Origin of the sequence: Natronococcus sp. A-GB7 (assembly GCF_029688865.1) — an archaeon.
Lineage (GTDB): Archaea > Halobacteriota > Halobacteria > Halobacteriales > Natrialbaceae > Natronococcus.
This window is the reverse complement of record NZ_JARUKV010000002.1, coordinates 177,700-199,017: the sequence shown is the minus strand read 5'-3', so window position 1 is coordinate 199,017 and position 21,318 is coordinate 177,700. Positions and strand designations below refer to the sequence as shown.

The window sequence follows — 21,318 nt, the reverse complement described above, 5'->3', positions numbered from 1 at the left end:
TCTACCGGGTCAGGGGCTGGTTGAAGCTCCGCTCGCGTTCCATCACGGCCTCCCAGGTCAGCTCGCAGTCACAGGAGACCTGCTCGAAAACCGAGGGATCCTGGCGCAGGTCGAAGTCCTTGATCGCCTTCTGGACGAGGTCGTCACACTCCTGGCAGTTGTGCGGGCCGCGATCCGAGCCGTGGCCGACGGGATCGGAGACGACGATCGCGTCGACGTCGACCGTTTCGCGAAGGACGTGTGCGACCGACCAGAGCCACGGCGGCCGGTAGCCGTCCTCGAAGTAGAGGTCGTCGACCATCGTGTAGCGCTGGACGTTACAGGGGTTCATCGAGACCGTGTGACAGCCGTCGACGGCGGCACAGCGCTCGACCGAGGAGATCATGTCCGCGACGGCCTCGGACTCCGTAAGGAACGGCGGCTTCATCAGGAGATACGCTTTTATTCCGGCAGCGGCGTCGCTGCCTGCTTCTTCGTCCGCCGCGGCGGCCTCGGCGCAGGCGTCCTCGAAGTCCGCGAAGTCGAAGTACTTGTTCACGCAGTCGTGGCGGACCCGGTCGGTTGCCGTCTCGAGACCGATCGCGACGTCCGTATCCACGCCGTGGCGGGTGAAGTCGGCGATCTTCTCGCGGTCGACGAAGTCGGGCAGCGACTCGACGACCATCCGCTCGCGGTCGGCGAAGGTGTCGGCGATCGCCCGTCGACTCTTCGCACCGACCTCGCGCTCGTCGAGGAACGAGCCCGAGGTGTAGATCTTGATGAGGTCTGCGGGCTCGTCTCCGTTTTCCTCCTCGTGTGCGAGACAGACGTCGATCTGGTCCATCAGGGCGTCGTGGCTCACGCTGCCGCCGTCGACGCTCTCGGCGACGTAGCCACACATCGTACAGCCGCCGGCGCGGGCCCACCGACAGCCGCCGGTGTTGAGAATGATCGTCAGGCTCCGCTTGACGCCGTTGGGGGTGTTGTCCTCGTCGAGCCAGACGCGGGTCGGCTCGTGGGGGTCGTAGCTGGCCTCCTTGCGCGAGCGGATCTCGCGCATGACCTGGTTGTGGGCGTCCATGCCCTTGCCCTGCTCGTAGACGTCGGGCGTGGGGTGACTCATTGTGCGGACAAAACGGTCCGGTGCCTAAAGCGCCTTCGTCTGGACCGTCGGAGGTCGAGCGGCGGGTACGTGGCAACGCCGCGACCGGACCGAACAGTTACATCGTCCGTCTGACAACCAACGGACGATGCCCATCGGACCGACACGGGTCGCTCTCGCGATGCTCGTTCTCGTCGCGATCGGTTTTACGTGGCGCTACGGCGGACGTGACCGCTGGCGGGCGCTCGTCGCCGACAGGTTCGTCTACGGCGTTCCGTGGGGGACGCTCCTCACCGTCGGGATCGTCGTCGCGTTCTATCTGTTCGCCCAGGGCGGGCTCCGCCACTGGGGCGAGCCGCTGACCTACCCGTTCATCACGTGGTCGTACCTCTACCCGACCGGCTGGCTCACCGCCGGCATCGCCCACGGCTCGCCCGAACACCTGGTGGCGAACATGACCGGGACGCTCGCGTTCGCCCCGATCGCGGAGTACGCGTGGGGGCACTACCCCTCGCGCCGAACTGCGACCAACGCGGACGACACCGGGCTGTTGAAGCGTCCCTGGTTCCGTGCGGTCGTCGCGTTTCCGGCCGCGTTGCTCGCCGCCGCGTATCTGACGGCGTTTTTCTCGCTCGGACCCGGGCTCGGCTTCTCCGGGGCAGTCTTCGCCATCGCGGGCTTTGCTCTCGTCACGTATCCGCTCGCTGCTGTCGTCGGGGTGCTCGCATCCAGCGGACTCCAGTTGCTGTACCAGGCCCTGACACAGCCGGTGGTTCGCGAGGCCGTCGAACGAGGACCGCCGACGCCGCCCGAGTGGGCCGGGATCGGCTTTCAGGCCCACCTGCTGGGGTTCCTGGTGGGGGTGCTCCTCGGGATCGCCCTCCTGCAGCGTCGGTCCCGCCGACCGAGCCCTACCCGCCTCGTCCTCGCGACGGCCCTGTTCGGGCTCGTCCAGTCGCTCTGGCTGCTCGTCTTCCCCGTTGCCGAGGACGTGTTCGCTCTCTACCGAGGTGCCGGGGTCGTGCTCGTCCTCGCGCTCGCGCTCGGCACCACGGTCGCCGTCGCGGGTAGCGATCGCCCCCTCCCCAGGGTGCTGCCGATCGAGCGGTCGACTCGTCGTCGGCTCGCCGGCGCGTGGCTCGCGGTCCTCGCGCTCGTCGCCCTGATCGGCACCGTGGGGCTCCTCGTGAGCGGCCAGCCGGTACTCTTCGGGCTGGGAACGGTGCTACTGGTCGCGGCGCTGCTCGCGTTGCCGGCGCTGCCGTCGGTCGTTCCCGACCGGGTGCTCTCGAGTCCGCTCTCTCGGCGCCAGACAGCGATCGCCTGTCTGGGCGTGCTAACGTTGCTGGTCGCCGTGCCGAGCATCCCGTTCGGCCTGACGGTCGTCGGCGACGACGCCGTCCCGGGTGCCGGGGAGGTCGAGGTCGAGGGGTACGCCGTGACCTACGAGCAAAACGCGACGATCGGCCAGGACTCGATCGTCGACGTCGACGGCGCGAACGAGTCCGAAACCCGACGTGACGGGGTGGTACTCGTCAACGCCGATCGCGAGATTTCGACCGTCACCGTCCGGTCCGATCTGCTCGAGTACGCCGGCGAGGGCAGCGTCGACGTCGGCGGGTTCGGCTGGCGCGAAACGATCGCCGTCGAGCGAACCGGCTGGGATGTCACCGGCAACGAGACGGCCTACGCCGTCGACCTCGAGGTCGACGACGAGACGACACGGTCGTTCGTCTCGGATCCGGTTCGGGCCCACGCGACGGTCGACGGGCAGACGTTCCACGTCGTGCCCGACGACGAGGCGTTCTTGCTCCGGGTTACCGAGGACGGCACCGACGTCGGGGAGACGGCGATCCCGTCGGCCAACGAGACGGCGACGGTCGGCGACCTACAGGTCTCGACCGAGGAAGCCGACGGGATCGAACGAGTGATCGTCGAAACCGACGGGACGGAGGTACAGATCGCTCAGCAGGAACGGTACGCGGCCGAAGAAGCGGCGGAGGAACTGGAGGAACTCGAGGACCGGTAGCCTATCGAGCGATCCCGAACCGGTTCACCGGATCGCGGTAAGGGAGTCCGCGACGGACCCGGTGTCGACCGAGAGAAGCGGACTCAGAGCCGCATCTCCCTCGTCTCGACGGCCTCACAGGACGAACAGACGAACCGGTACTGGACGCGGCTACCGCTCGTCGAGACGTTCCAGCCGCTATCGTCGCGGTAGCCGCAGTGTCGGCACTCGAGCTCGGAGTCGTCGAACTTCTCCCGCAGTCGTTCGAACGGAGACTGATAGACGGACATGTGATAGCATATAACGTGATAAGTTATAACGTTCATTACGGTTTCGTTGATAGGTCGATCCTACCAGCATGGTTCTTAGGCGTCGCCTTCGTACGGGGGTATATGGACAGCGTCAGCGAGACACACGAGCCCGGAGGTGGAACCGCGGCGAGCGCCCTCGAGTGGTTCGTCGATCCCGTCCTGGCAGTAACCGACGGGGTGATCACGTTCGCGAACGAGGCGGCTCGGGCGGAGTTCGACCTTCAGGAGGGAGCGCTCCCGAGAGATCCGGAACCGGTCCTCGACTCGCACTGGAAGCGCATCGAGACCGCCCTGACCGAGACGACGGTCGGCACGGCCCGCCACGTCTCCCTCGAGACCGCGGAGTACGACGTCCGCATCCACCGCGGGGAGACGGGAGCGACGATCGCGTTCGAACGCCTCGGTGAGCAGGAACCGCCCGCGAGCGACCGGACGGTCAAGGATCGGGCGATCAACGAGGCGCCGGTGGGGATCACCATCTCCGACCCGAACCGCGAGGACAACCCGCTGGTCTACGTCAACGAGGCCTACGAGGAGATCACCGGCTACGGCTACGAGGACGTCGTCGGGCGCAACTGTCGGCTCCTGCAGGGTGAGGACTCGGACCCGGAGGCCATCGCCGAGATGCGCGCGGGAATCGACGAGGAACGCCCCGTCACGGTCCAGCTCGTCAACTACCGAAAGGACGGCACCCCCTTCTGGAACGAGGTGACGATCGCGCCCGTCCGCAACGGCGACGACGAGGTCACACACTACGTCGGCTTCCAGAACGACATTACCCCCCGCAAGGAGGCCGAACTCGAGCTCGAGCGCCGAACGGAGGAGCTGGAGTTCCTCCTCGAGCGGGTCCAGGGGCTGATCCAGGACGTCACCGACGTCGTCGCGGGCTCGACCTCCCGGTCGGAGCTCGAGGCCGCCGTCTGTGAGCGTATCGCCGCGGAGGAGGCCTACGACGGCGCCTGGATCGGCGAGCGCGATCCGGCGACCGAACGTATCGAGGTTCGAGAGCGGGCGGGGGTCCCCGTCGACGGGTCCTCGATCGGCGACGACCACCCGGCGGTGGCGGCCCTCGACACGAACGCCGTCGCCGTCGACGGCGACGGCGACACCACCCACGCCTCGTTCCCGCTTCGGTACAACGGGATCGACTACGGCGTGTTGACGGTCTGTACCGACCGCGACCGACCGATCGACGACCGCGAGTCCGTGATCCTCTCGGCACTGGCCCGCGCGGTTGCAAGCGGCGTCAACGCCCGTGAAACCAGTCGCACGCTCGCGACCGACGCCGTCGTCGCCGTCGACATCGATCTCACCGATCCCGCGTTCGCCATCGTCGCGCTGTCGACGGCGACCGACGCCCGCCTCGAGTACCGCCGCTCGGTCCACCGCACCGGTGACGGCACGGCGTCGCTGTTCACCGCCGAGGGAGCGAGCGCGGAGGAGCTTCGAGCAGCCGCGGCCGATCTCTCCGGTGTCTCCCTGGAGGTGCTGGTCGAACACGAGGGGAGCTGTCTGATCGAGCTGAACGACGAGGACGACCCGGTCGGCTGGCTCTCCGACCGGGGCGTTCGGACCCAGACGATCGAAGGCGAGGACGGCAGCGTCCGCCTCTCGCTGGAGATCCCGCGGTCGGCGAACGTCCGTTCGGTCATCGAGGCGATCGAGGACCGGTATACCGGGACCGACGTCATCTCGTTCCGCCAGCGCGAGAGCGAGGGTCGCTCCCGCCACGAGTTCGCCTCGCGGCTCGAGGCGTCGCTCACCGATCGGCAGTTCACCGCGTTACAGCGGGCCTACCTCGCGGGCTACTTCGAGTGGCCCCGACCGACGACCGGAGAGGAGCTCGCACAGACGATGGACGTCTCGCGACCGACGTTCCACGAACACCTCCGCGGCGCGGAGGCGAAGCTGTGTCGAGCGTTCTTCGGCGACGACTGAGACCGCCGATACTCCCCTCCTACCGAACCGAAGGGCCGTGGACGGACACCGACGTTTATACTGGCTGGCGTGGGATCTATCAGTATGTACGAACTCACAACGGCGGTCCCGCTCCAGATCGGCGGCGTCGACTTCCTCTACTGGGCAGTCATCTTCATGGTCCTCGCACTCGTCGCCGCCGCAGTCGGCGCCGGTGGCGTCGCGGGCGTCTCGATGGAGATCGCGCGAATCTTCGTTCTGATCTTCATCGTCCTCGCGGTGATCGCGCTCCTGCTGTAGTCGGCCGCGTCGTCGGCTCGATGAGGGTCCCGTCGGCACGACGGGTCGGGACGTCCGTGGCCACCGCGGATCCAGATCGCCGACTGCCGCCGCTCTTTCGCAGCTGCCGATCGACGAGTTCTGTTCGGTAGCCTTCGCATACCGATCTCGAGGAGGATCGGCCTTCGAAGACCGAACCTACTCGTCAGTCCCGATCAACACCGGTTCGCGGATCTCGAGGGCGGTCTCGAGCTCGTCCTCGCGATCGGTGCGTCGACCGATCCGCAGCAGCTGCTCCTCGTGGGCGCGCTCGACGGCCGATCGCTCGCGATCGCTCATCCCCAGCTCCGCCCCCAGCTCCGCCCAGTGGCCCGTCTCGACGGCAAAGGCCTCGAACCCGTCGCCCTCGTAGAGGCGTTCGTACTCGCGGCGGTAGCGCTCGCGGTCGGCCGCCAGCCGCTTCTGGGCCAGGTCCACCAGATCGGGCAGCTGCGTCGGCGTGACGCTCGCCTTCGCGGCGGTGAGCAGCAGGATCTGTCCCTCGATCGGCTCCCCCGCCATCAGCCACCCGCGCGCATCGCCTTCTGTGCGAAGTCCTCGATCAGCCCGTCGAGCGCGTCGGGATCACCCTCGAAAACGACCGTCACCTCCGTCAGCGTCAGCGACGGGCCGATGCCGACCGTCTCCGAGGAGAGCGACGCCGTCCAGTCCTCCCCAGCGACGGTCTCGTCGTCGACTCGCTCCCCGCCGAGGTTCGTCAGGTACCGTCTCGCGAGTCGTTCGGAGATGCCACGAAAGGAGCGCTCGACCCGCGTTCGTTCTGCCATACCCTTCGTTAGATCGCCGGGAAAATAAACCTCGTCGCTCGTTCGGACTTCCGTGCGTTAGCTCCGAAGACTGCGAGTCACCCTGCCGTCGTTCCGGGAAACCGCCACAGCAGCCCGCCTCAGAGCAGCCCTCTGAGCAGGACGACCGAGACGACGCCGGTACACAGTGCCAGCAGGATGCTCTCGGTGCGCCACATTACGGCGACGACGAGGACGCCGGCGCCCCACTCGGCCGGGCCGCCCGCCGCCAGTTCGGGACCGAGGACGGCGATCACGATCGCCCCCGGTAACACCGAGAGGGCCGCCTCGAGGCGCTCGCTCGCCTCGATCCGGTTGAGCAGCCAGAGCCCGCCGGTCTTGGTGGCGTAGGTGACGACGGCCATCGCGAGGACGACGGCGACGACGATCGGCTCGAGCGAGAGCGCGCCGTCACCGATCATGGCGGATCACCTCGACGACCGCCGCGGCGAGCCCGCCCAGCAGGATGTACCACCGACCGGGAAGCGCCTCGGCGGCGATCACCGCGGTTCCGAGCGACGCCATCCACGGCGCGAGCGACGACCGCCCCTCCCAGAGCTCGGCCGCCAGCGCGAGAAACACCGCCGCGAGGACGAAGTCGACCCCGTACTGCGCGGGATCGCCGATCGTCTCGCCCGCGAGCGCGCCGACGACCGTCGACGCGACCCAGAACGTCCAGATCGCGATCCCGCTGCCCAGCAGGAAGGCGCCGCGTCTGTTGCCCGCCCGGAAGTCCCGCATCGTCAGTGCCCAGTTCTCGTCGGCCATGAAAAACAGGCTGCCGTAGGCCTTCGAGGCCGACAGTCGTTTGAACCAGGGCTGGAGCGCCGCGCCCATCAGCGAGTATCGCAGGTTGATCGCGAACGTCGTGACGACGATGGCGGCGATCGGGATCGGATCGGCCCAGAGCTCGACGGCGACGATCTGGGAGGCGCCGGCGACGACCAGCGCGCTCATCAGCGCCGCCTCCGCGACGCTCAGCCCGACCTGATTCGCGAGGACGCCGAACGCAACGCCGTAGCCGGCGACGCCGAACGCGACCGGGACGCAGGTGACCAGTCCCGCGCGGATCCCCCGCCAGCTGAACGTTACCGGCTCTGCGCCGTCGGTCGAACCGGAGACTCCCGTCGCGTCTCCGGTGGCGTCGCCGTCGCTCGCGTTCGTCTCCGTCTCGTTCTCCATCACCACCCGAGACTCCGGGAACGACGTATAAGTCCCTCTCGAAACCGGTCTCGGCCGTCGCGCCGACTATCCGCCCGCGACCGGGGGGAACACCGACAGCGTATCTCCCTCCTCGAGGGCGGTGTCGGGCCCCTCCATGTGGACCACGTCGCGGCCGTTTTTCAGCACGCTCAGCTGGGGACGGATCTCGCCGTCCTCGAGCAGCTCCCCCTCGAGGTCGTCGTACTCGCCCTCGAGCACGCCCAGGACGTTGCCGACTGTCGTGCCCTCCTCGAACGAGGACGTCAGCTCCTTCTGTCCGACCGCCTCGCGAAAGGTGGCGAAGAATCGCAGGTCGAGTTCCATACCGGGTGGTCGGAGGCCGAGACCATAAGTCCGGCTCTCGGTGGGACCGCCGTACGTCAGTTCCGGCGCAACTGCGAGCGGACTGCGATCGCGCCGCGAAACCGGTACAGTTCGTCTCAGGCCGACGCCGTCGGCGAGGATCGGTACGTGATCGAGTCGACGCCCGCCTCGGCCAGCGCCGCGTCGATCGCCTCGGCGCCGCGCTCGCCCGCTTCCTCGGCATCGTCGGCCTCGACGGTGACGACGACGTCGAACTCGACCGCGATCGTGTACGGATCGAACGGCGCCGACGGGGGTTCGTGGACCTCGGCGTCGGGTATCGCCCAGTCGGCGACCGTTCCCTCGGCCGCGAGCGACTCGAACGTTTCCTCGAGCTCCGCGGCCGCGTCCTTGCGGGCCGTCGTGTTGCTTCCTCCGTGTAACGTAACGAGCGTCGTACCTTCGCGCGAGACGGCAAACTCCATACCCGTCGTAGGAAGTCACGGGATTTGAACGCTTGGGGTGCGTTCGCATACCATCACTCCCGAAGCCCGTCGTACACCCGCGCCAGCTGCTCGAGGGAGTGTTCGACCGAAAGCATCGCTCGGCGGCGCCGACAGAGATCCGGCAGCCGGTCGTTCTCGGCGAGGGTGCGACGGATCGCCCACCGGAACGCCTCGAGGTCGCCCGGCTCGTAGCGATAACCCGTCTCGCCCTCGATGACGCCGTCGACCAGCGCGCCCGCGTCGGCCGCGACGACCGGGGTTCCGCAGGCGGTCGCCTCGAGCGCGACCAGCCCCTGGGTTTCGACCGGGCTCGGGAAGACGAACGCGTCGAGCGCGGAGTAAAACGCCGGCAGCTCCTCGCGATCGAGGAAGCCGAGAAAGCGGACATCGGCTCCGGTTTCGGCCGCCCGACGCTCGAGGGCGTCGCGAGCGGGGCCGTCTCCGGCCAGAGCGAGAGTGCAGTCGGTTCCCGCGACGGCGTCGATCGCCTCCTCGAGGTTCTTCTCGGGGCCGTGACGCCCCGTGTATCCGAGCAGCGGTCCGTCGGGAAGCCCGTAGCGCTCGCGGAGGGGTTCGGGATCGGTCGGCCGGAAGCGGTCGGTGTCGATCCCGTTCGAGACGACGGTCGCCTCGACGTCCGCGCCGACCGACTCCCGGAGGTGTCGCCGGGCGAACGACGTCGGCACGACGACGTGATCCACCCGGGCGAAGAAGGCTCGCTCGTAGGCCCGACAGAGCCGCCGTCCCGGCTCGACCAGCGAATTCGAGACCAGATCCGGCACGCGCCCCTCGAGGATCGTGTGATACGAGGCGACGAGCGGGACGTCGTTCGCTCGAGCGAAGCGAACGCCCGCGACGCCGAGTGTGAAGGGGGTGTGGACGTGGACGACATCCGGGACGTCGAGGTCGTCGGGTGGCGTCGGCCACCCGAGCCGATACCGGGGGTACAGCGGCGCCTCGACGCTCGGAACCGCGTACTCGCCGTCGCCGGGTTCGTAGCCGTCCGTCTCGGGAAACACGACGTCCATCGACGTCCGGCGGCGGTTCCACCGTTCGCGCCAGAGCGAGACCGTGTACGTGACGCCGTTTACCGTCGGCAGGTAGAGATCCGTAAACGCCGCGACCGTCTCGACCATCGATCCGTACTCTCTCGGCCGTCGGTATAGCCGTTCTGCCGGACTATCGTTCGACCGAGAACGTTACGCCGTGGTCCGACAGCAGCGCTCGCATTCGTCGCACGCCGCCGTCAGTGTCCCACCCCTCGGCGGTGTAGTGTCTGTAGGGATGGCGAAGCCAGGAGTACTCGCGGTGGGCGAACACCTCGATCTCCTCGACGCCGTTCCTGAAGAGGGCGACGTGGAGCTGCCGGCTCGAGAGCGGCGACGGTCGCCGTACCCAGCTGCCGGCCGAGAGCCGGCCGTCGCGGTGGACCTTCAGCGAGGCGACGGGTTCGGGGGCGAACGACATCGTCTCGAGGTCCGATCGGAACGACGAGAGGCTTCGGTCGACGGTGCCGACGTACTCGTCGGGGTGTTGGACGCAGGTCGCGAACCCGCCCAGGGGCTCCTTGACGCGGTGAAGCGTGGGGAGGACGCGGCGGCGGACGCGGGTCGTCAGATCGAGCGGTTCGCGGGGGTCGTCGGTCGAGGCCACGCTCTCAGGTATCGAGTACGGGAGCAAAGCCCTTGCGGGTCCCCGCGGACTCTGCACACGGATGCGCACGCGATCGGACGCTTCGACGGTCCGATTAGAGGTCCTGCAGCCGGATTCCGTCCTCGACCAGCCGGGCGTTTCGCTCTCGCTCTAAGTGTTCGCCGAGGTCGTCGTGTTCGTACAGCTGGGCGACGACGTCGGCGTACAGCGTCCGCCACGCGATCGCGTAGATCGGTGACTGGCCCCACGCCCGCAGCTCCGGGACCAGTTCGTCGTAGGTCTGATACCGGTCCTCGAAGCGCTCGACCGCCTCGAGGATCCGACCGGCGGCCTCGCGTTCGTCCTCGGACTCCTCGATCACGCGGTTGAGCTGTCGCTCCCAGCCGCCGACCGCCTCCTGCATGTCGGTTGCGGCGGCGGTGTCGTCCTCGGGCAGTCGCTCGAGTAGCGGTTCCGGTACGCCGAGTGAGATCTCGTCCATGGGTGGCCGTACGAACGGGACCGGTATGAAACCACTAGCCAGCCACACGGTGGCACCGTTCGGACGGGGCGAGGGAGCCACGGGGTACGGCTCCGAACGCGAGAACCGTGAAACCGGGAGCCGTCTCGGCTCGAGACCAGAACGAGGCAAACACATCACGTATCAAACCCGACGTGTAATTCGGACGGAAGGCAGCCGGTGGCTTCGATCGCCGGTGTCGGCGCTGTGTCGATGGTCGGCTGCATCAGCCGGGAGGGATACGAGGGAAGCACCCTCTACGCACAGTACAGGGACTCGAGCGGATTCTCGACGACACAGCAGTGGTCGACGAACGCGAGTCCGCGCTCGAACACGAACTCGTCCGAGAGGCGGTCGGCGATATCGGGACCCGCTCGAGGGCAGCGAGGACGAGTACGACGCACCCGGTACGACGCTGTCACAGCTACCGTTCTACGACGCCGACGCGGGCTCCGAACCTCACCTCAGCGCGTATTTCGTCGAGCAGTCCGATGGTGAGTACTGGGTTGGGAGAGAGCTCGTCCCGAGCTGTACGGAGTCGCTGGTTCGACGAGACTGATGGTCCACACTCCGGAGCGGACTGCTGGGATCGCGACTGAGTCCGGCGTGTGGTCGATACCTGGTTTCGGAGGGCGGCAGTCGAAGCGCGATCCCAATCGCTGGTAGCAGGGAGCAAGTGGACGCGGAACGCTTCGGATTGCACCGCCGCAACCGATTCTCTATCGCGATATTTAGTTTATTGTAGAGTCTTCCATCCCTGCGGAACCGTGTCGTCCCATCGTGGGGACCGGTGCGAGCACGCAGACTTCGAGGCCGCTCGCACGCGCCGGAGGGAGAACCGGCCCCAGCGATTCGGAACGCGTCCACGACGTCGGACTCCTCCACCGACAGTCGCCAGCGTCGTTCGTCGAGCCACACCGCACTCGCCCGGCTGCCCCGTCGGCGACGACACTGGGTGGACCGACGGACTGCGAACGGAACCGCATCCCCGAGAACGATCTCCCACGACCGAAGCCGTGGGTCTCGTCACAGATGGAAGTCACGCGTTCCCGTCTGCTCCCGCGACTTCGATCGTGGGTTTCGCGCTGCTTTCACGCAACGAACCGCGCGACCCCGTCTCGAGGGAGCAGAGCCGTCACCACCGATAACTGAACCGCGACGATTCGGACTCCCTCGAGCCACGGCCCGCTCGGCTCATCCGCCGCACCCGAGTCGAGCGGCGTCGCGGAGACTCGCGTTCGTCGGCATCACGGACCGCTTTTAACTGATACAGCTCATGCCACGATACGGAACCACCCGCAAAGCGAATGCGAGTCCAGCCGAGCGGTTCTCCCACCCAGAATGGGTGGGGTCGAGGATACGTCCGCCGTGTTCGGAACGCGGTCTTCGCATGCGAAGACCGCACGTATATCCGTCTTCGTCGACAACAGAAGGTAACCTTGCTTCCGAACAGTTGCGCTCGCTGCGGGTTCGAGACGGATTCCGTGAGTTCGGACGCGGAACGCGACTCGAGGACCGCGTCGGTGCTTCCCCTCCACCTACGAAACCGAAGCAGAAACGACCGTCGAGTACTAACTAAACACCAATGAGCGAATCAGGACAGCACACCCCCGAACCCGCACAGCTGCTCCTGGTCGAGGACAATCCGGGTGACGTCCGTCTAACTCGAGAGGCGTTCAAGCAGGGTCGGATCGACAACGACCTGCACACCGTCTCGGACGGCAGCGACGCGTTGGATTTTCTCCACCAGCGAAACGAGTACGAGGACGCGCCGCGGCCCGATCTCGTATTACTCGACCTCAATCTCCCTCGCAAGGACGGCGAGGAGGTGCTCGCAGACCTCAAAGACGATCCGGAGCTCCAGTCGATCCCGGTGATCGTCCTGACGAGTTCGCGAGCCGAGGAGGACATCGCCAGATCGTACGAGCTCCACGCGAACGCCTACCTGACGAAACCGGTCGACCCCGACGAGTTCATCGAGACCGTCCGCGCGTTCGAGAAGTTCTGGTTCTCCGTGGTCCGGCTGCCACCCGAGGAGGACGTTCAATGAACGACGCCGTCTCCGGAGCGGGCGACGACACCGAGGTCGGCGGCACGCTCGAATTGCTGTTGATCGAGGACAATCCCGGCGACGCGCGGCTGATCCAGGAGATGCTCCGGGACGCGACCGAACTCACCCAGCGGGTCAACCCCGAGGAGTCGACGAACCAGGCGCCGACGGTGATCCACGAGGACCACCTCGAGGAGGGTCTCGAGACGCTATCGTCGTCGCCGCCGGATCTCGTCCTCCTCGATCTGAACCTTCCGGACAGTCGCGGCCTCGACACCCTCGAGACGGTCAGCGACGTCGCCGACGAGGCGCCGATCGTCGTCTTCACCGGCGTCAGCGACCAGGAGGTCGGCGTCCAGGCGATTCAAAGCGGCGCCCAGGACTTCCTCGTCAAAGACGAGGTCACCGACGAGTTGCTGATCCGGACGATCCACCACGCGATCGAGCGGGCCCACCAAGAGCGACAGCGCCGACGCCAGCGCGAACAGCTCGAGGCGCTCAACCGCCTCAACCGGATCGGCCACGACATCACCCACGCGGTGATCACGACCGAGACCCGCGCGGAGCTTGAACAGGAGGTCTGTGACCGGCTCGTCGAGTCGGACGGCTACCGGTTCGCCTGGCTCGGCAGCGTCAATCCCGGGAGCGACCGGATCGAGCCGACGGCGGCGGCCGGCGTCGAGGACGGCTACCTCGAGGAGATCGAGGTCACCGCCGACCCGGACGACGAGCGAGGCCAGGGTCCCTCGGGGACGGCGATCCGAACTGGCGAGGTCCAGATCGCCCAGGACACACAGACCGACGAGACGTTCAGTCCGTGGCAGGAGGCCGCGAGTGACCGCGGCTACCGATCGTCGGTCGCGATCCCGATCGTCCACGAAGACCTCGTCTACGGCGTGTTGAACGTCTACTCGGCATCACGCCGATCGTTCACCGACGCCGAGGCGACGATCCTCTCGCGGATCGGCGACGTCATCGCCCACGCGATCACTGCCATCGAGCGCAAGGACGCACTGGTCAGCGATGCCGTCATCGAACTCGAGTTCCGGATCGGGGAGATGGCCCCGGAGCTGGTCGCTCTCTCCACCGAGGAGTCGTGTACGATCCGGTTCGACCAGATGATCCACGGCGACGAGACGCTGCTGGTCTACGGCTCCGCGTCCGACCTCGAGCAGGAGACGTTCCTCGAGACCATCGAGGAGACCGACGGGCTCGGCGACGCGCGGATCCTCTCGGCCCGAAAAGATTACTTCGAGTTCGAGCTCGTCGCGCCGACGGCGGTCTCGCTGTTCGAGACGATCGCGACCCACGGCGGTCGGGTCGCCTCCGCGACGATCGCCGACGGCGAGTTCCGCTTCGTCGTCGAACTCCCTCGGGGTCGGGACACCCGTCAGATGATCGAACTGCTCAAAGAACAGCGCCCGGACGTCACCTACCTCGCCCAGCGGACGACCGAACGGGGCGATCGCTCGGAGTCAGGCTCGGAGTCGGTCCTCGAGAGCGACCTCACGGAAAAGCAGCGGGCCGCTCTCGAGACCGCCTACTTCGCGGGCTACTTCGACTGGCCCCGCGAGAGTACCGGCGAGGAGATCGCCGACCGACTCGGCATCTCACCCGCGACGTTCAACCAGCATCTGCGGACCTCGGAACGGAAGTTCTTCGATTCAGTACTCGGAGAGTGATAGGATCGGTCGGCCAGACCGATCCGCCCGTAACCGAACACCTTCGTAATGCAATGAGTACAATTATTGGTGTCCATCCCCCAGATCAGGGTGAGTATTGCTATGAGATCCCGTCACGGGGGTGAGCACTGACGATGAACAGAACCGGACAGGTGTTCGGAGAAACGAAGACGCTGCTCGGCTCGGTACGTCACTCACTGACGTCGGAGGACTTCCTAGACCGAAGCGTCCGCGATACCTTCCTGGTCGCTCTCGTGTACGCGGCGGTAGTGTTGTTGCTACCGTTCGCGATCGCTGCCGATCTGGCCAATCTGGTGGCCCACTGGTAACGGCGCGGTTTCAACCCAGCCGAGCCGGGTCAACGCGCGACCGTGAGCTCGGCCGCCTCCGCGAGCAGTTCGTGCGAGCGAATCACGTCCTCGTGATCGGCGATCAGGTTCTGAACGATCACGTCGTCGACGCCGACCCGGTCGGTTAGTTGCTCGAACAGGTCGCTCAGGGTCTCCGGACTTCCCGAGATCGAGCGCGGCCACTCGCCGTCCGGAAGTGGGCTCGGCGTCGGCTCCGGGACGCCGCCGAGTTCGTCGATCGCTTCCTCGACCGGCGGCAGCGAGCCGACAACGCCGCGCTGCATCCGCTCGTACGAGGCCTCGGCCGTCGCCCGCAGCCGCGCGGCCTCCTCGTCGGTCTCGGCGCAGGCCGCGTTCACCGCGAGCATTCCCCGAGGCTCGTCGGGTCCGGCGCCGAACGCGGAGGGATCGAAGCTGTTTCGGTAGGTTTCGAACGCCCGTTCGGCGAGCCGTGGGCGGATGAACGCCGCGAAACAGTATCTGAGACCGAGCTCCCCGGCGATCTCGGCGCTCGAGGGGCTCGAGCCGAGCACCCAGACCTCGGGGACGTCATCGGCCGAGCGCGGCAGCTGGATGTCGGCGTAGGGGTGGCCCGCCTCGAACCCGTCGTAGAGATGGCTCGTGGCGGCCTCGACCTTCTCCCGGTGGTCCTGGTCGGGGTTGCGCTTGCGACGCTCGGTACCCAGCGCGCGGTCGACTTCGGGCATCCCCGTCGCGCGACCCAGCCCGAGGTCGACCCGACCGGGCGCCAGCCCGTCCAGCGAGGCGAACGTCTCGGCGACCTTGAACGGGCTGTAGTGGTTCAGCAGGACGGTTCCCGAACCGACCCGAATGTCGTCGGTTTTTGCGGCGAGGTGGGCGATCAGCACCTCCGGCGTGGTGCTCGCGATCGAGTCGGCCAGCCCGTGGTGTTCGGCCACCCAGAACCGCTCGTAGCCCAGTTCCTCGGCGACTCGAGCGAGTTCGGTGGTGTGCTCGTAGGCCTCGGTCGCGCTCTCCCCGTCCCGAACGGGCGCCAGGTCGACGATCGAGAGGTTCACGACGGTCGGTCGGAGGCGCGGACTGAATAACCGTTCGGTCGACCGCTCTCGAGCGTTCGTTCTCGAAAACTTATACACCTCGAAACGCGTCAGTGGATATGGGAACGAAGCCGAAACCGGACGGCGGAACGGTGAACGAGGGCGATCGCGAGGAACTGTACGCCGTCGTCCGCGCCGCCGTTAGAGACGCGCTGCTCGACGTCGCGGGTACCGTCGCGCTGCTCGGGTTCGCCCTACTGTTCGTCGCGACCGGCGTCCGCGGGCTGCTCGAGGCGGCCGGGACGACCGGCGCAGTTGTCAGCCTCGCCCTCGTCGTCCTCGGTTTCGCGATCGCCGCGGTCTCGCTGGATCTCGTGCCATCGATCCGCGAGTGAGCCGTCGGGTGGGGTCGAAACGGCTACTCCGTTGTGGAGGGTATTGCAGAGCGTGACCGATCGCCCGACTGTGGACCGACTCGAGTGCGAGTACTGCGGCTCGCAGGTTCCCGCACCGATCTATCGAGAGCACCTGTTGAAGGAGTGTCCGGGACGCTGACGGTGGTTGATAGGGGATTCTTTGCCGAACAATGACCGAGGCTCCCAGTTCGGACCGTCCGGATTGTCTGGCGTGGCGCGTGCTGTCGAGTTGGCTCGAGCGACAGTGAGGTCCGTTCGAGATACTGCGCGAGGGATGAGCGAACGACCGCAGGGAGTGAGCGAATCGGCTGTCAGAGTACACTCTGACAGGCCTTCGTTCGCGCTGCTCACGACGACCTCGCGCAGTATCGGGCGACGGCTCGCGCTTCGTTACGCTCGCCGTCGTCCGGCGCGCGCCACCGCAGCGTGGTCTCGGATCGGGCTGCGGAGCCCCAAAACAGGCTAAATGCGAGAGGTCACGGCGACGGATCGCGAAAAAGTAACGACCGCTACTTCTCCTCGACGTGACGAATCTCGCAGGCGATGCCGCGCGTGCTCTCGGCCATCTCGCGGCCGAACATCTCGGCGCGGCCGACGCCGAACGCCTTCGGCCCCTCGACGACGACCTCGTCGCCCACTCGAATCTCCTCGTCGGCGTCGACGACCCCCGGCGCGAGCACGCTGCCGTGGGGGACGAAGCCGTCGATCTCGACCCGTTTCGTGGGCGCCTCGCTGTCGACCCACATCCTGGCGCCCTCGAGCGTGAACGATAGCGTCCCGTACTGGGGGACCATCGTCGCCAGCTGGGTGTCCTCCCGGTCGCGAACCTGGATCTTCGGGTACCGACTCGTCGTCTGAATGTCGGAGAAGAGCTCGTCGCCCGCCCCGTCGCCGAGCAGATAGTCCGCGATGGCGCGGACGGTGTTGTGCTCGCGCTCGCGCTTGGAGTACTTGAGCTCTCCAGAGAGCGTCCGCTGGAGGTTCGCCAGCGACTCGGTGTCGGTCGGATGCTCCTCGACGGTGTAGGTGACGTCGAGGTCGAGTTCGTCCTCGACCCGTCCGACGATATCGCGGTAGCCCTCGTCGGGGACGTGGGCGATGATCTCCGGGTAGGAGTTGCGTTCGAGGTACCGTTCGAGGACGGTACTCACGAACCGTTTCTCGTCTTCGGACCAGCGACCCGTGACGACGGTGTCGTAGTGCTGGGCGGGGTAGGTCGTCTCGAGTTCCTGGGGGACGACGCCGATGGGGCTGGTCATCGAGACGAGGTGGCCCCGGAACTGAATGGCGTCGTGGAACTGGCGGTGGCTCTGGGACTCGCTGTAGGGTTTCGCCGCCGAGCAGGGCACCAACACGAGCGGATTGTCGAAGCGGTTACGGTACCGCGTCGTCACCCGATCGGCGTAGCGCTGGATCTCGACTCGCCGGAGGGTGTCCTCGGTCGCGGCGTCGATCTGTGCGTCCCGCAGGATCGGCGTGCGCTCCTCGAGGTAGCCCCACTGCGAGTCGAGTTCGCGCACGGCAGCGGTGAGCCACTGGTCCTGGCGGGCCTGGCCCTCGACGTAGTCCCGGAGCCGGCCGTCCCGGATCCGTCGGCGGACGATCCCCAGCTCCGCCTCGAGGGCGTTGACGTTGTGCTCGACGCAGTCCTCGCGGGTGAACTCCTCGCGCGGCTTTTGACAGGCGGGACAGGCACAGGGGAGTTCCTCCAGATCCTCGAGGAAGTAGGCGTCGTCCGTAGTGAGATATCGACCCTCGGTCCCCCGTACGACGGCGGCGGTCTCGTCGAAGATGTCGACGCCGGCGTAGGCGAGCACGGCGACGTTACGGGGTGTGGCGACCCCCGAGAAGTAGAGCGCGGTGTCCGTCGGAATCGCCTTGCGGGCCTCGACGACGGCCTCGACCAGCGCCGCGCCGTGGCCCGTGATCGACTGGACGTCCGAGACGGCGTAGGCGTCGGTGCCGTGGTCGTCGGCGTGGTCGCTCGAGACGACGGCGACGCTGGGGTAGTCGACGTCGGGGTAGTCGACGGCGAACGACTCTTTGACCTCGTCGGCGGTCCCCCCGGGGAAGCCGCGGTGGGGGAGGACGGTGAGACGGGAGTCGTCGCCCTCGGGCACCCCCCGATCGGCGCTCCACAGCGAGCCCGCGTCCTCGAGGACGTCGTCGACGAGGGCGGGGGTCGAACGCGGCTCCTCGAGGCGGAGCTCGCCCACGCGCGCGGCCCCGTCGCGTGCGTGTACTTCGAAGTAGTCGGTCATACCGCATCTCGCGGCGGCGCGCGAAAGAGGCTGTCGATAGCCGTCGACTACGGCTCCGACCGTAGAGCCGACCCCGCGTCCGAACCGTCGGGCCACAGCGCGACGAGCAGGTAGCAGGCGCCGAGGAGTCGGGTGAGCGGGACGACCCACGCCCTCGGCTCGATGTCGTCGGGGTTCTCGTAAGCCGTCGCGAGCGCGACGTTCAGAAACGCCCGCGGCTGCAACAGCGCCGGCAGCCCGAGAACGGCAAACAGGGGTTTGACGCCGGGCCACGCGGTCTCGCGGTTCCAAACGAGCCAGACGACGGCCAGTCCCTCGAGTCGAGCCAGCGGGAGCGTCCACGGCCGAAGTCGGCCGGCGTCCGGGTTCTCGAAGGCGAGGCGCTCCCCTCGGGCGACGATTCGATCGGGAGCGAGGATCTCGAGGACTGCGAACGCGAGGAGCAGCGGGCGAAGCATACCGCCCGCTACGCCGCCAGCGGTGAAAAACTCGACTCGGTTTCAGCCGGACCACGGATTCAACCCGGTCGAGCCCGTACTGATGCTATGTCGTCACCGCCGAACGGAGAGCCGAGCGGCGAGGTCGATCCGATCGACGACGATCGGATCGTCGAGGCGATCCGTGCCGCGCCCAAGCCCGTCGTCAACACCACCTATCTCGCCGGGGAGTTCGACGTCACCCCCGGAGAGCTGGTCCCCCGGCTGGAATCGCTGGTCGAAGCCGGCCGGCTCGAGAGCCACGAGGTCGTCGGTGAGGGCTACCTCTGGTGGCTCTCGCTCGAGGAGGAACTCGGGGAGTGATCAGGCCCGCTCGAGGAAGGTCGCAGTCGCGGAGGTGTGGCCGCGATTGAACGAGAGGATCGTGATCTCGATAACGTCTCGTTCCTCGAGATCGTCGGGCAGGTCCTCGACGAAGACGACGAACCCCTCGATCCTGCAGACGGCCTGGCGCGTCCCGGAGTGATGTGTCGTAAATTCCTCGATGGCGACCGTGCGGGTGTCGCCGATCTCGACCGGCGGTTCGCGTTGCTGGGCCGCCCGATGGCGCGCTGCGGATTCTCGTCGTTCGCTGCCGGCGGAACGAACGCGGTCGATCAGCCACGCGACGAAAAACACCCCGACGATTCCGCCCAGAACGAGCGACGCGGCCCCGAGCATACCGCTACTGGGTTGTCCTCTCCCCTTTGCTGTTCTGGTCCGTGTCGGAGGCTGCTCCCGAAGAGCCGCGCTGTGATCGTTGTTTGGCTGCAGTAGCGACTGCGCAAACGAACCCGCAAACGAGGTCTTCAGCCATCCTCTCCGAACAGATCGACGAGATCGACGTCATCCGGTATCCGCTCGAGCACGTCCGCCGGCCATCCCTGGTGTCCGAGTGCGAACTCGGTCTCGGGATTGCACTCGACCAGGCGAGCGACGCCGTCGGCGGCGGCCTCGAGCGCGCCGCGGTCGGTTCGCTCGGGGACTTCGGCGGTGAGCGGGTAGCTCTTCGAGAGCGCCCGCGGGAAGGGGCCAAACGGCGGCTGGACCCGCCAGGAGTCGTCGTAGCGCTCGCTGTCCGAGTCGCCCTCAGTGAGAAACAGCGAGTCGGGTACCGAGAGCCGGTCGAGGCGTTGGTGGTGGCGCAGCACCTCGGGTCGGCGGGCGCTCTCGTGGGAGGTGTAGAAGAAGGCGCCCTTCGAGACCGGATCCGAGCGCTCGAGCTGGTCGGCGTGGTCGAGCAGCGTGCGGTAGCCGTCGAGCATCGTCGGGTGGGCCCGGGCGCGCTGTTCGACCAGCTCGAGTAGCTTTCCGGCGCGGATCGCCTGCTTGATCCGGCGGATCTCCTCGAAGGTGACGTGGAGGTTGTGGGCGGCGAGCTCCTCCTCGCGCTCCCGGTCGGGCAGCGCTCGTAACTCGTCGGGCGAGTGGGCGACACAGACCGGACACGAACACGGCATGTAGTCGAGGTCCTCGAGATGGCGAGTACCCCGAACCGTCAGGTAGCGGTCGTCGCGGGCGTAGAGCGCGTAGGCCGCGGAATCGAACAGGTCACAGCCCATCGCGACGGCCAGCGCGAACATCATGGGGTGGCCAGCACCGAAGAGGTGGACGGGTGCGTCGGCCCCGAGCCCGCGTTTCGCGCCCGCAACGGCGTCGATCATGTCGTCGTAGCGGTAGTCGTTCATCAGGGGGACGACCGCGCCGACGGGGAAGACGTCGAGGTCGGTTCCGGCCGCGTGTCGGCCCGCGTCCTCACGAAGGTCGGGATAGGTCGATCCCTGGACGGGCGCGTTGACGAGCATTTCGCCCGTATCGACGGTCTCGGCGATCTCGAGGCGTTCCTGCGTGGTCGCGAGTTCGTCCTCGGCCTGCTCGCGGGAGACGTCCGGCGGGGTCGGGATGTCGACTGGGGTGGCGATGTCCGAGCCGATCCGGTACTGGAAGTCGAGGATCTCCTCGGTGGTGACGTCGATCTCGCCGTACTCCGCGAGCTGGAAGGAGCCGGAGTCGGTCATGATCGCGCCTGGGAAGTCGAGCAGCTCGTGGAGTCCGTCCTCGAGGGCGGCCTCTCGGACGTCCTCGGTGCCGTAGATAATGTAGGAGTTGGTGATGAGAATCTCGGCGCCGAACTCCTCGGCGAGCCGACGGGGGGAGATCGTGTCCAGATTCGGGTTGATCACCGGCAACAGCGCCGGCGTCTCGACGGTCACGTCCGCTCGCGGAACGGTGAGTTCGCCGATACGGCCGCCGGCGTCGGCGTCCCGGAGTTCGAAGCACTCGCGCATCGACCGTGTGTTGGCGAGGGCGTCGGTAAACGTTCCGTTCTCCTGCGGTGGCTCCGTCCGCCGATCCGGAGGCGATCGCTCCCGTCGTGTCGTCGTCGTGTCGCCGTCGATTACGGTCACGGGAAACGAGACGAGGAACAAGAGGTTAGCGACGGTTACACGGTTCTAACT

24 protein-coding genes are annotated in these 21,318 nt (G+C 67.2%); 8 read left to right on the top strand and 16 right to left on the bottom strand.

All coding sequences use genetic code 11. The features are described from left to right. Nucleotide 1: 1 nt before the first annotated feature. On the bottom strand, nt 2-1,102 hold the full coding sequence (locus QA609_RS02980; RefSeq protein WP_278301094.1) for an archaeosine biosynthesis radical SAM protein RaSEA: 1,101 nt from the start codon (nt 1,100-1,102) through the stop codon (nt 2-4). Nucleotides 1,103-1,229: 127 nt separating this feature from the next. Between QA609_RS02980 and QA609_RS02975 the strand changes: the two genes are divergently transcribed. After that, entirely contained in the window at nt 1,230-3,110 is a 1,881-nt protein-coding gene (locus QA609_RS02975) for a rhomboid family intramembrane serine protease (RefSeq protein ID WP_278301093.1), read from the top strand. A gap of 83 nt (nt 3,111-3,193) precedes the next feature. Here the strand turns inward: QA609_RS02975 and QA609_RS02970 are convergent, their stop codons facing one another. Further along, nucleotides 3,194-3,379 (bottom strand): HVO_0649 family zinc finger protein, encoded by a 186-nt coding sequence (locus QA609_RS02970; protein WP_278301092.1) that lies wholly within the window; start codon nt 3,377-3,379, stop codon nt 3,194-3,196. 102 nt (nt 3,380-3,481) lie between these two features. On the opposite strand from QA609_RS02970, the gene QA609_RS02965 reads away from it, so the two are divergent. Continuing rightward, nucleotides 3,482-5,338 carry a bacterio-opsin activator domain-containing protein gene (locus QA609_RS02965; protein WP_278301091.1) on the top strand — a complete coding sequence of 619 codons (1,857 nt, stop codon included), beginning with the start codon at nt 3,482-3,484 and terminating at the stop codon, nt 5,336-5,338. 84 nt (nt 5,339-5,422) lie between these two features. Then, nucleotides 5,423-5,617, top strand: a complete 195-nt coding sequence (locus QA609_RS02960) for a DUF1328 family protein (protein WP_278301090.1) — start codon at nt 5,423-5,425, stop codon at nt 5,615-5,617. Nucleotides 5,618-5,794: 177 nt separating this feature from the next. On the opposite strand, the gene QA609_RS02955 is transcribed toward QA609_RS02960, so the two are convergent. The 9 genes from QA609_RS02955 to QA609_RS02915 all read right to left on the bottom strand — a co-directional run bounded on the left by QA609_RS02955 (nt 5,795) and on the right by QA609_RS02915 (nt 10,587). Next, nucleotides 5,795-6,157 carry a hypothetical protein gene (locus QA609_RS02955; RefSeq protein WP_278301089.1) on the bottom strand — a complete coding sequence of 121 codons (363 nt, stop codon included), beginning with the start codon at nt 6,155-6,157 and terminating at the stop codon, nt 5,795-5,797. Then, the gene (locus tag QA609_RS02950; protein WP_278301088.1) at nt 6,157-6,423 is read right to left on the bottom strand and encodes a hypothetical protein; all 267 of its coding nucleotides are present in this window, start codon (nt 6,421-6,423) and stop codon (nt 6,157-6,159) included. Before QA609_RS02950 ends, QA609_RS02955 begins: the two co-directional genes overlap by 1 nt. Nucleotides 6,424-6,542: 119 nt before the next feature. Then, nucleotides 6,543-6,863 (bottom strand): AzlD domain-containing protein, encoded by a 321-nt coding sequence (locus QA609_RS02945; protein WP_278301087.1) that lies wholly within the window; start codon nt 6,861-6,863, stop codon nt 6,543-6,545. Continuing rightward, nucleotides 6,853-7,623, bottom strand: a complete 771-nt coding sequence (locus QA609_RS02940; protein WP_278301086.1) for an AzlC family ABC transporter permease — start codon at nt 7,621-7,623, stop codon at nt 6,853-6,855. Before QA609_RS02940 ends, QA609_RS02945 begins: the two co-directional genes overlap by 11 nt. A gap of 66 nt (nt 7,624-7,689) precedes the next feature. Then, complete coding sequence (locus tag QA609_RS02935; protein WP_278301085.1) at nt 7,690-7,968, bottom strand: ubiquitin-like small modifier protein 1; 279 nt, start codon at nt 7,966-7,968, stop codon at nt 7,690-7,692. A 116-nt stretch (nt 7,969-8,084) separates the two neighbouring features. Next, nucleotides 8,085-8,432 (bottom strand): hypothetical protein, encoded by a 348-nt coding sequence (locus QA609_RS02930; RefSeq protein ID WP_278301084.1) that lies wholly within the window; start codon nt 8,430-8,432, stop codon nt 8,085-8,087. Between the two features lie 53 nt (nt 8,433-8,485). Beyond that, nucleotides 8,486-9,589: a glycosyltransferase gene (locus tag QA609_RS02925; RefSeq protein WP_278301083.1), complete on the bottom strand. Its 1,104-nt coding sequence runs from the start codon at nt 9,587-9,589 to the stop codon at nt 8,486-8,488. A 43-nt stretch (nt 9,590-9,632) separates the two neighbouring features. Further along, nucleotides 9,633-10,106 carry a hypothetical protein gene (locus QA609_RS02920; protein WP_278301082.1) on the bottom strand — a complete coding sequence of 158 codons (474 nt, stop codon included), beginning with the start codon at nt 10,104-10,106 and terminating at the stop codon, nt 9,633-9,635. 94 nt (nt 10,107-10,200) lie between these two features. After that, a complete protein-coding gene (locus QA609_RS02915; protein WP_278301081.1) occupies nt 10,201-10,587 on the bottom strand; it encodes a hypothetical protein in 387 nt (128 codons plus the stop codon). 1,603 nt (nt 10,588-12,190) lie between these two features. On the opposite strand from QA609_RS02915, the gene QA609_RS02910 reads away from it, so the two are divergent. From QA609_RS02910 to QA609_RS02900, 3 genes are all read left to right on the top strand, one after another. Then, a complete protein-coding gene (locus QA609_RS02910) occupies nt 12,191-12,655 on the top strand; it encodes a response regulator (protein ID WP_278301080.1) in 465 nt (154 codons plus the stop codon). Further along, a complete protein-coding gene (locus tag QA609_RS02905; RefSeq protein ID WP_278301079.1) occupies nt 12,652-14,337 on the top strand; it encodes a bacterio-opsin activator domain-containing protein in 1,686 nt (561 codons plus the stop codon). The genes QA609_RS02910 and QA609_RS02905 overlap by 4 nt, the downstream gene beginning before the upstream one ends. Nucleotides 14,338-14,471: 134 nt before the next feature. Further along, nucleotides 14,472-14,666 (top strand): hypothetical protein, encoded by a 195-nt coding sequence (locus QA609_RS02900; protein WP_278301078.1) that lies wholly within the window; start codon nt 14,472-14,474, stop codon nt 14,664-14,666. Between the two features lie 29 nt (nt 14,667-14,695). On the opposite strand, the gene QA609_RS02895 is transcribed toward QA609_RS02900, so the two are convergent. After that, nucleotides 14,696-15,727 carry an LLM class flavin-dependent oxidoreductase gene (locus QA609_RS02895; RefSeq protein WP_278301077.1) on the bottom strand — a complete coding sequence of 344 codons (1,032 nt, stop codon included), beginning with the start codon at nt 15,725-15,727 and terminating at the stop codon, nt 14,696-14,698. A gap of 98 nt (nt 15,728-15,825) precedes the next feature. Here QA609_RS02895 and QA609_RS02890 point away from each other — a divergent pair, with 98 nt between their 5' ends. Further along, nucleotides 15,826-16,101 (top strand): hypothetical protein, encoded by a 276-nt coding sequence (locus QA609_RS02890; RefSeq protein ID WP_278301076.1) that lies wholly within the window; start codon nt 15,826-15,828, stop codon nt 16,099-16,101. 530 nt (nt 16,102-16,631) lie between these two features. Here the strand turns inward: QA609_RS02890 and arcS are convergent. Then, the gene (arcS, locus tag QA609_RS02885) at nt 16,632-18,383 is read right to left on the bottom strand and encodes an archaeosine synthase subunit alpha (protein ID WP_278301075.1); all 1,752 of its coding nucleotides are present in this window, start codon (nt 18,381-18,383) and stop codon (nt 16,632-16,634) included. A 47-nt stretch (nt 18,384-18,430) separates the two neighbouring features. After that, nucleotides 18,431-18,841 carry a hypothetical protein gene (locus QA609_RS02880; RefSeq protein WP_278301074.1) on the bottom strand — a complete coding sequence of 137 codons (411 nt, stop codon included), beginning with the start codon at nt 18,839-18,841 and terminating at the stop codon, nt 18,431-18,433. An 87-nt stretch (nt 18,842-18,928) separates the two neighbouring features. On the opposite strand from QA609_RS02880, the gene QA609_RS02875 reads away from it, so the two are divergent. Beyond that, nucleotides 18,929-19,183 (top strand): hypothetical protein, encoded by a 255-nt coding sequence (locus QA609_RS02875; protein WP_278301073.1) that lies wholly within the window; start codon nt 18,929-18,931, stop codon nt 19,181-19,183. On the opposite strand, the gene QA609_RS02870 is transcribed toward QA609_RS02875, so the two are convergent. Both QA609_RS02870 and tgtA read right to left on the bottom strand, forming a co-directional pair. Continuing rightward, nucleotides 19,184-19,540, bottom strand: coding sequence for an RNA-binding protein (locus QA609_RS02870; protein ID WP_278301072.1), 357 nt, complete (start codon nt 19,538-19,540; stop codon nt 19,184-19,186). It lies immediately after the preceding gene. A 128-nt stretch (nt 19,541-19,668) separates the two neighbouring features. Beyond that, on the bottom strand, nt 19,669-21,147 hold the full coding sequence (gene tgtA, locus QA609_RS02865; RefSeq protein WP_278301175.1) for a tRNA guanosine(15) transglycosylase TgtA: 1,479 nt from the start codon (nt 21,145-21,147) through the stop codon (nt 19,669-19,671). Nucleotides 21,148-21,318 lie beyond the last annotated feature (171 nt).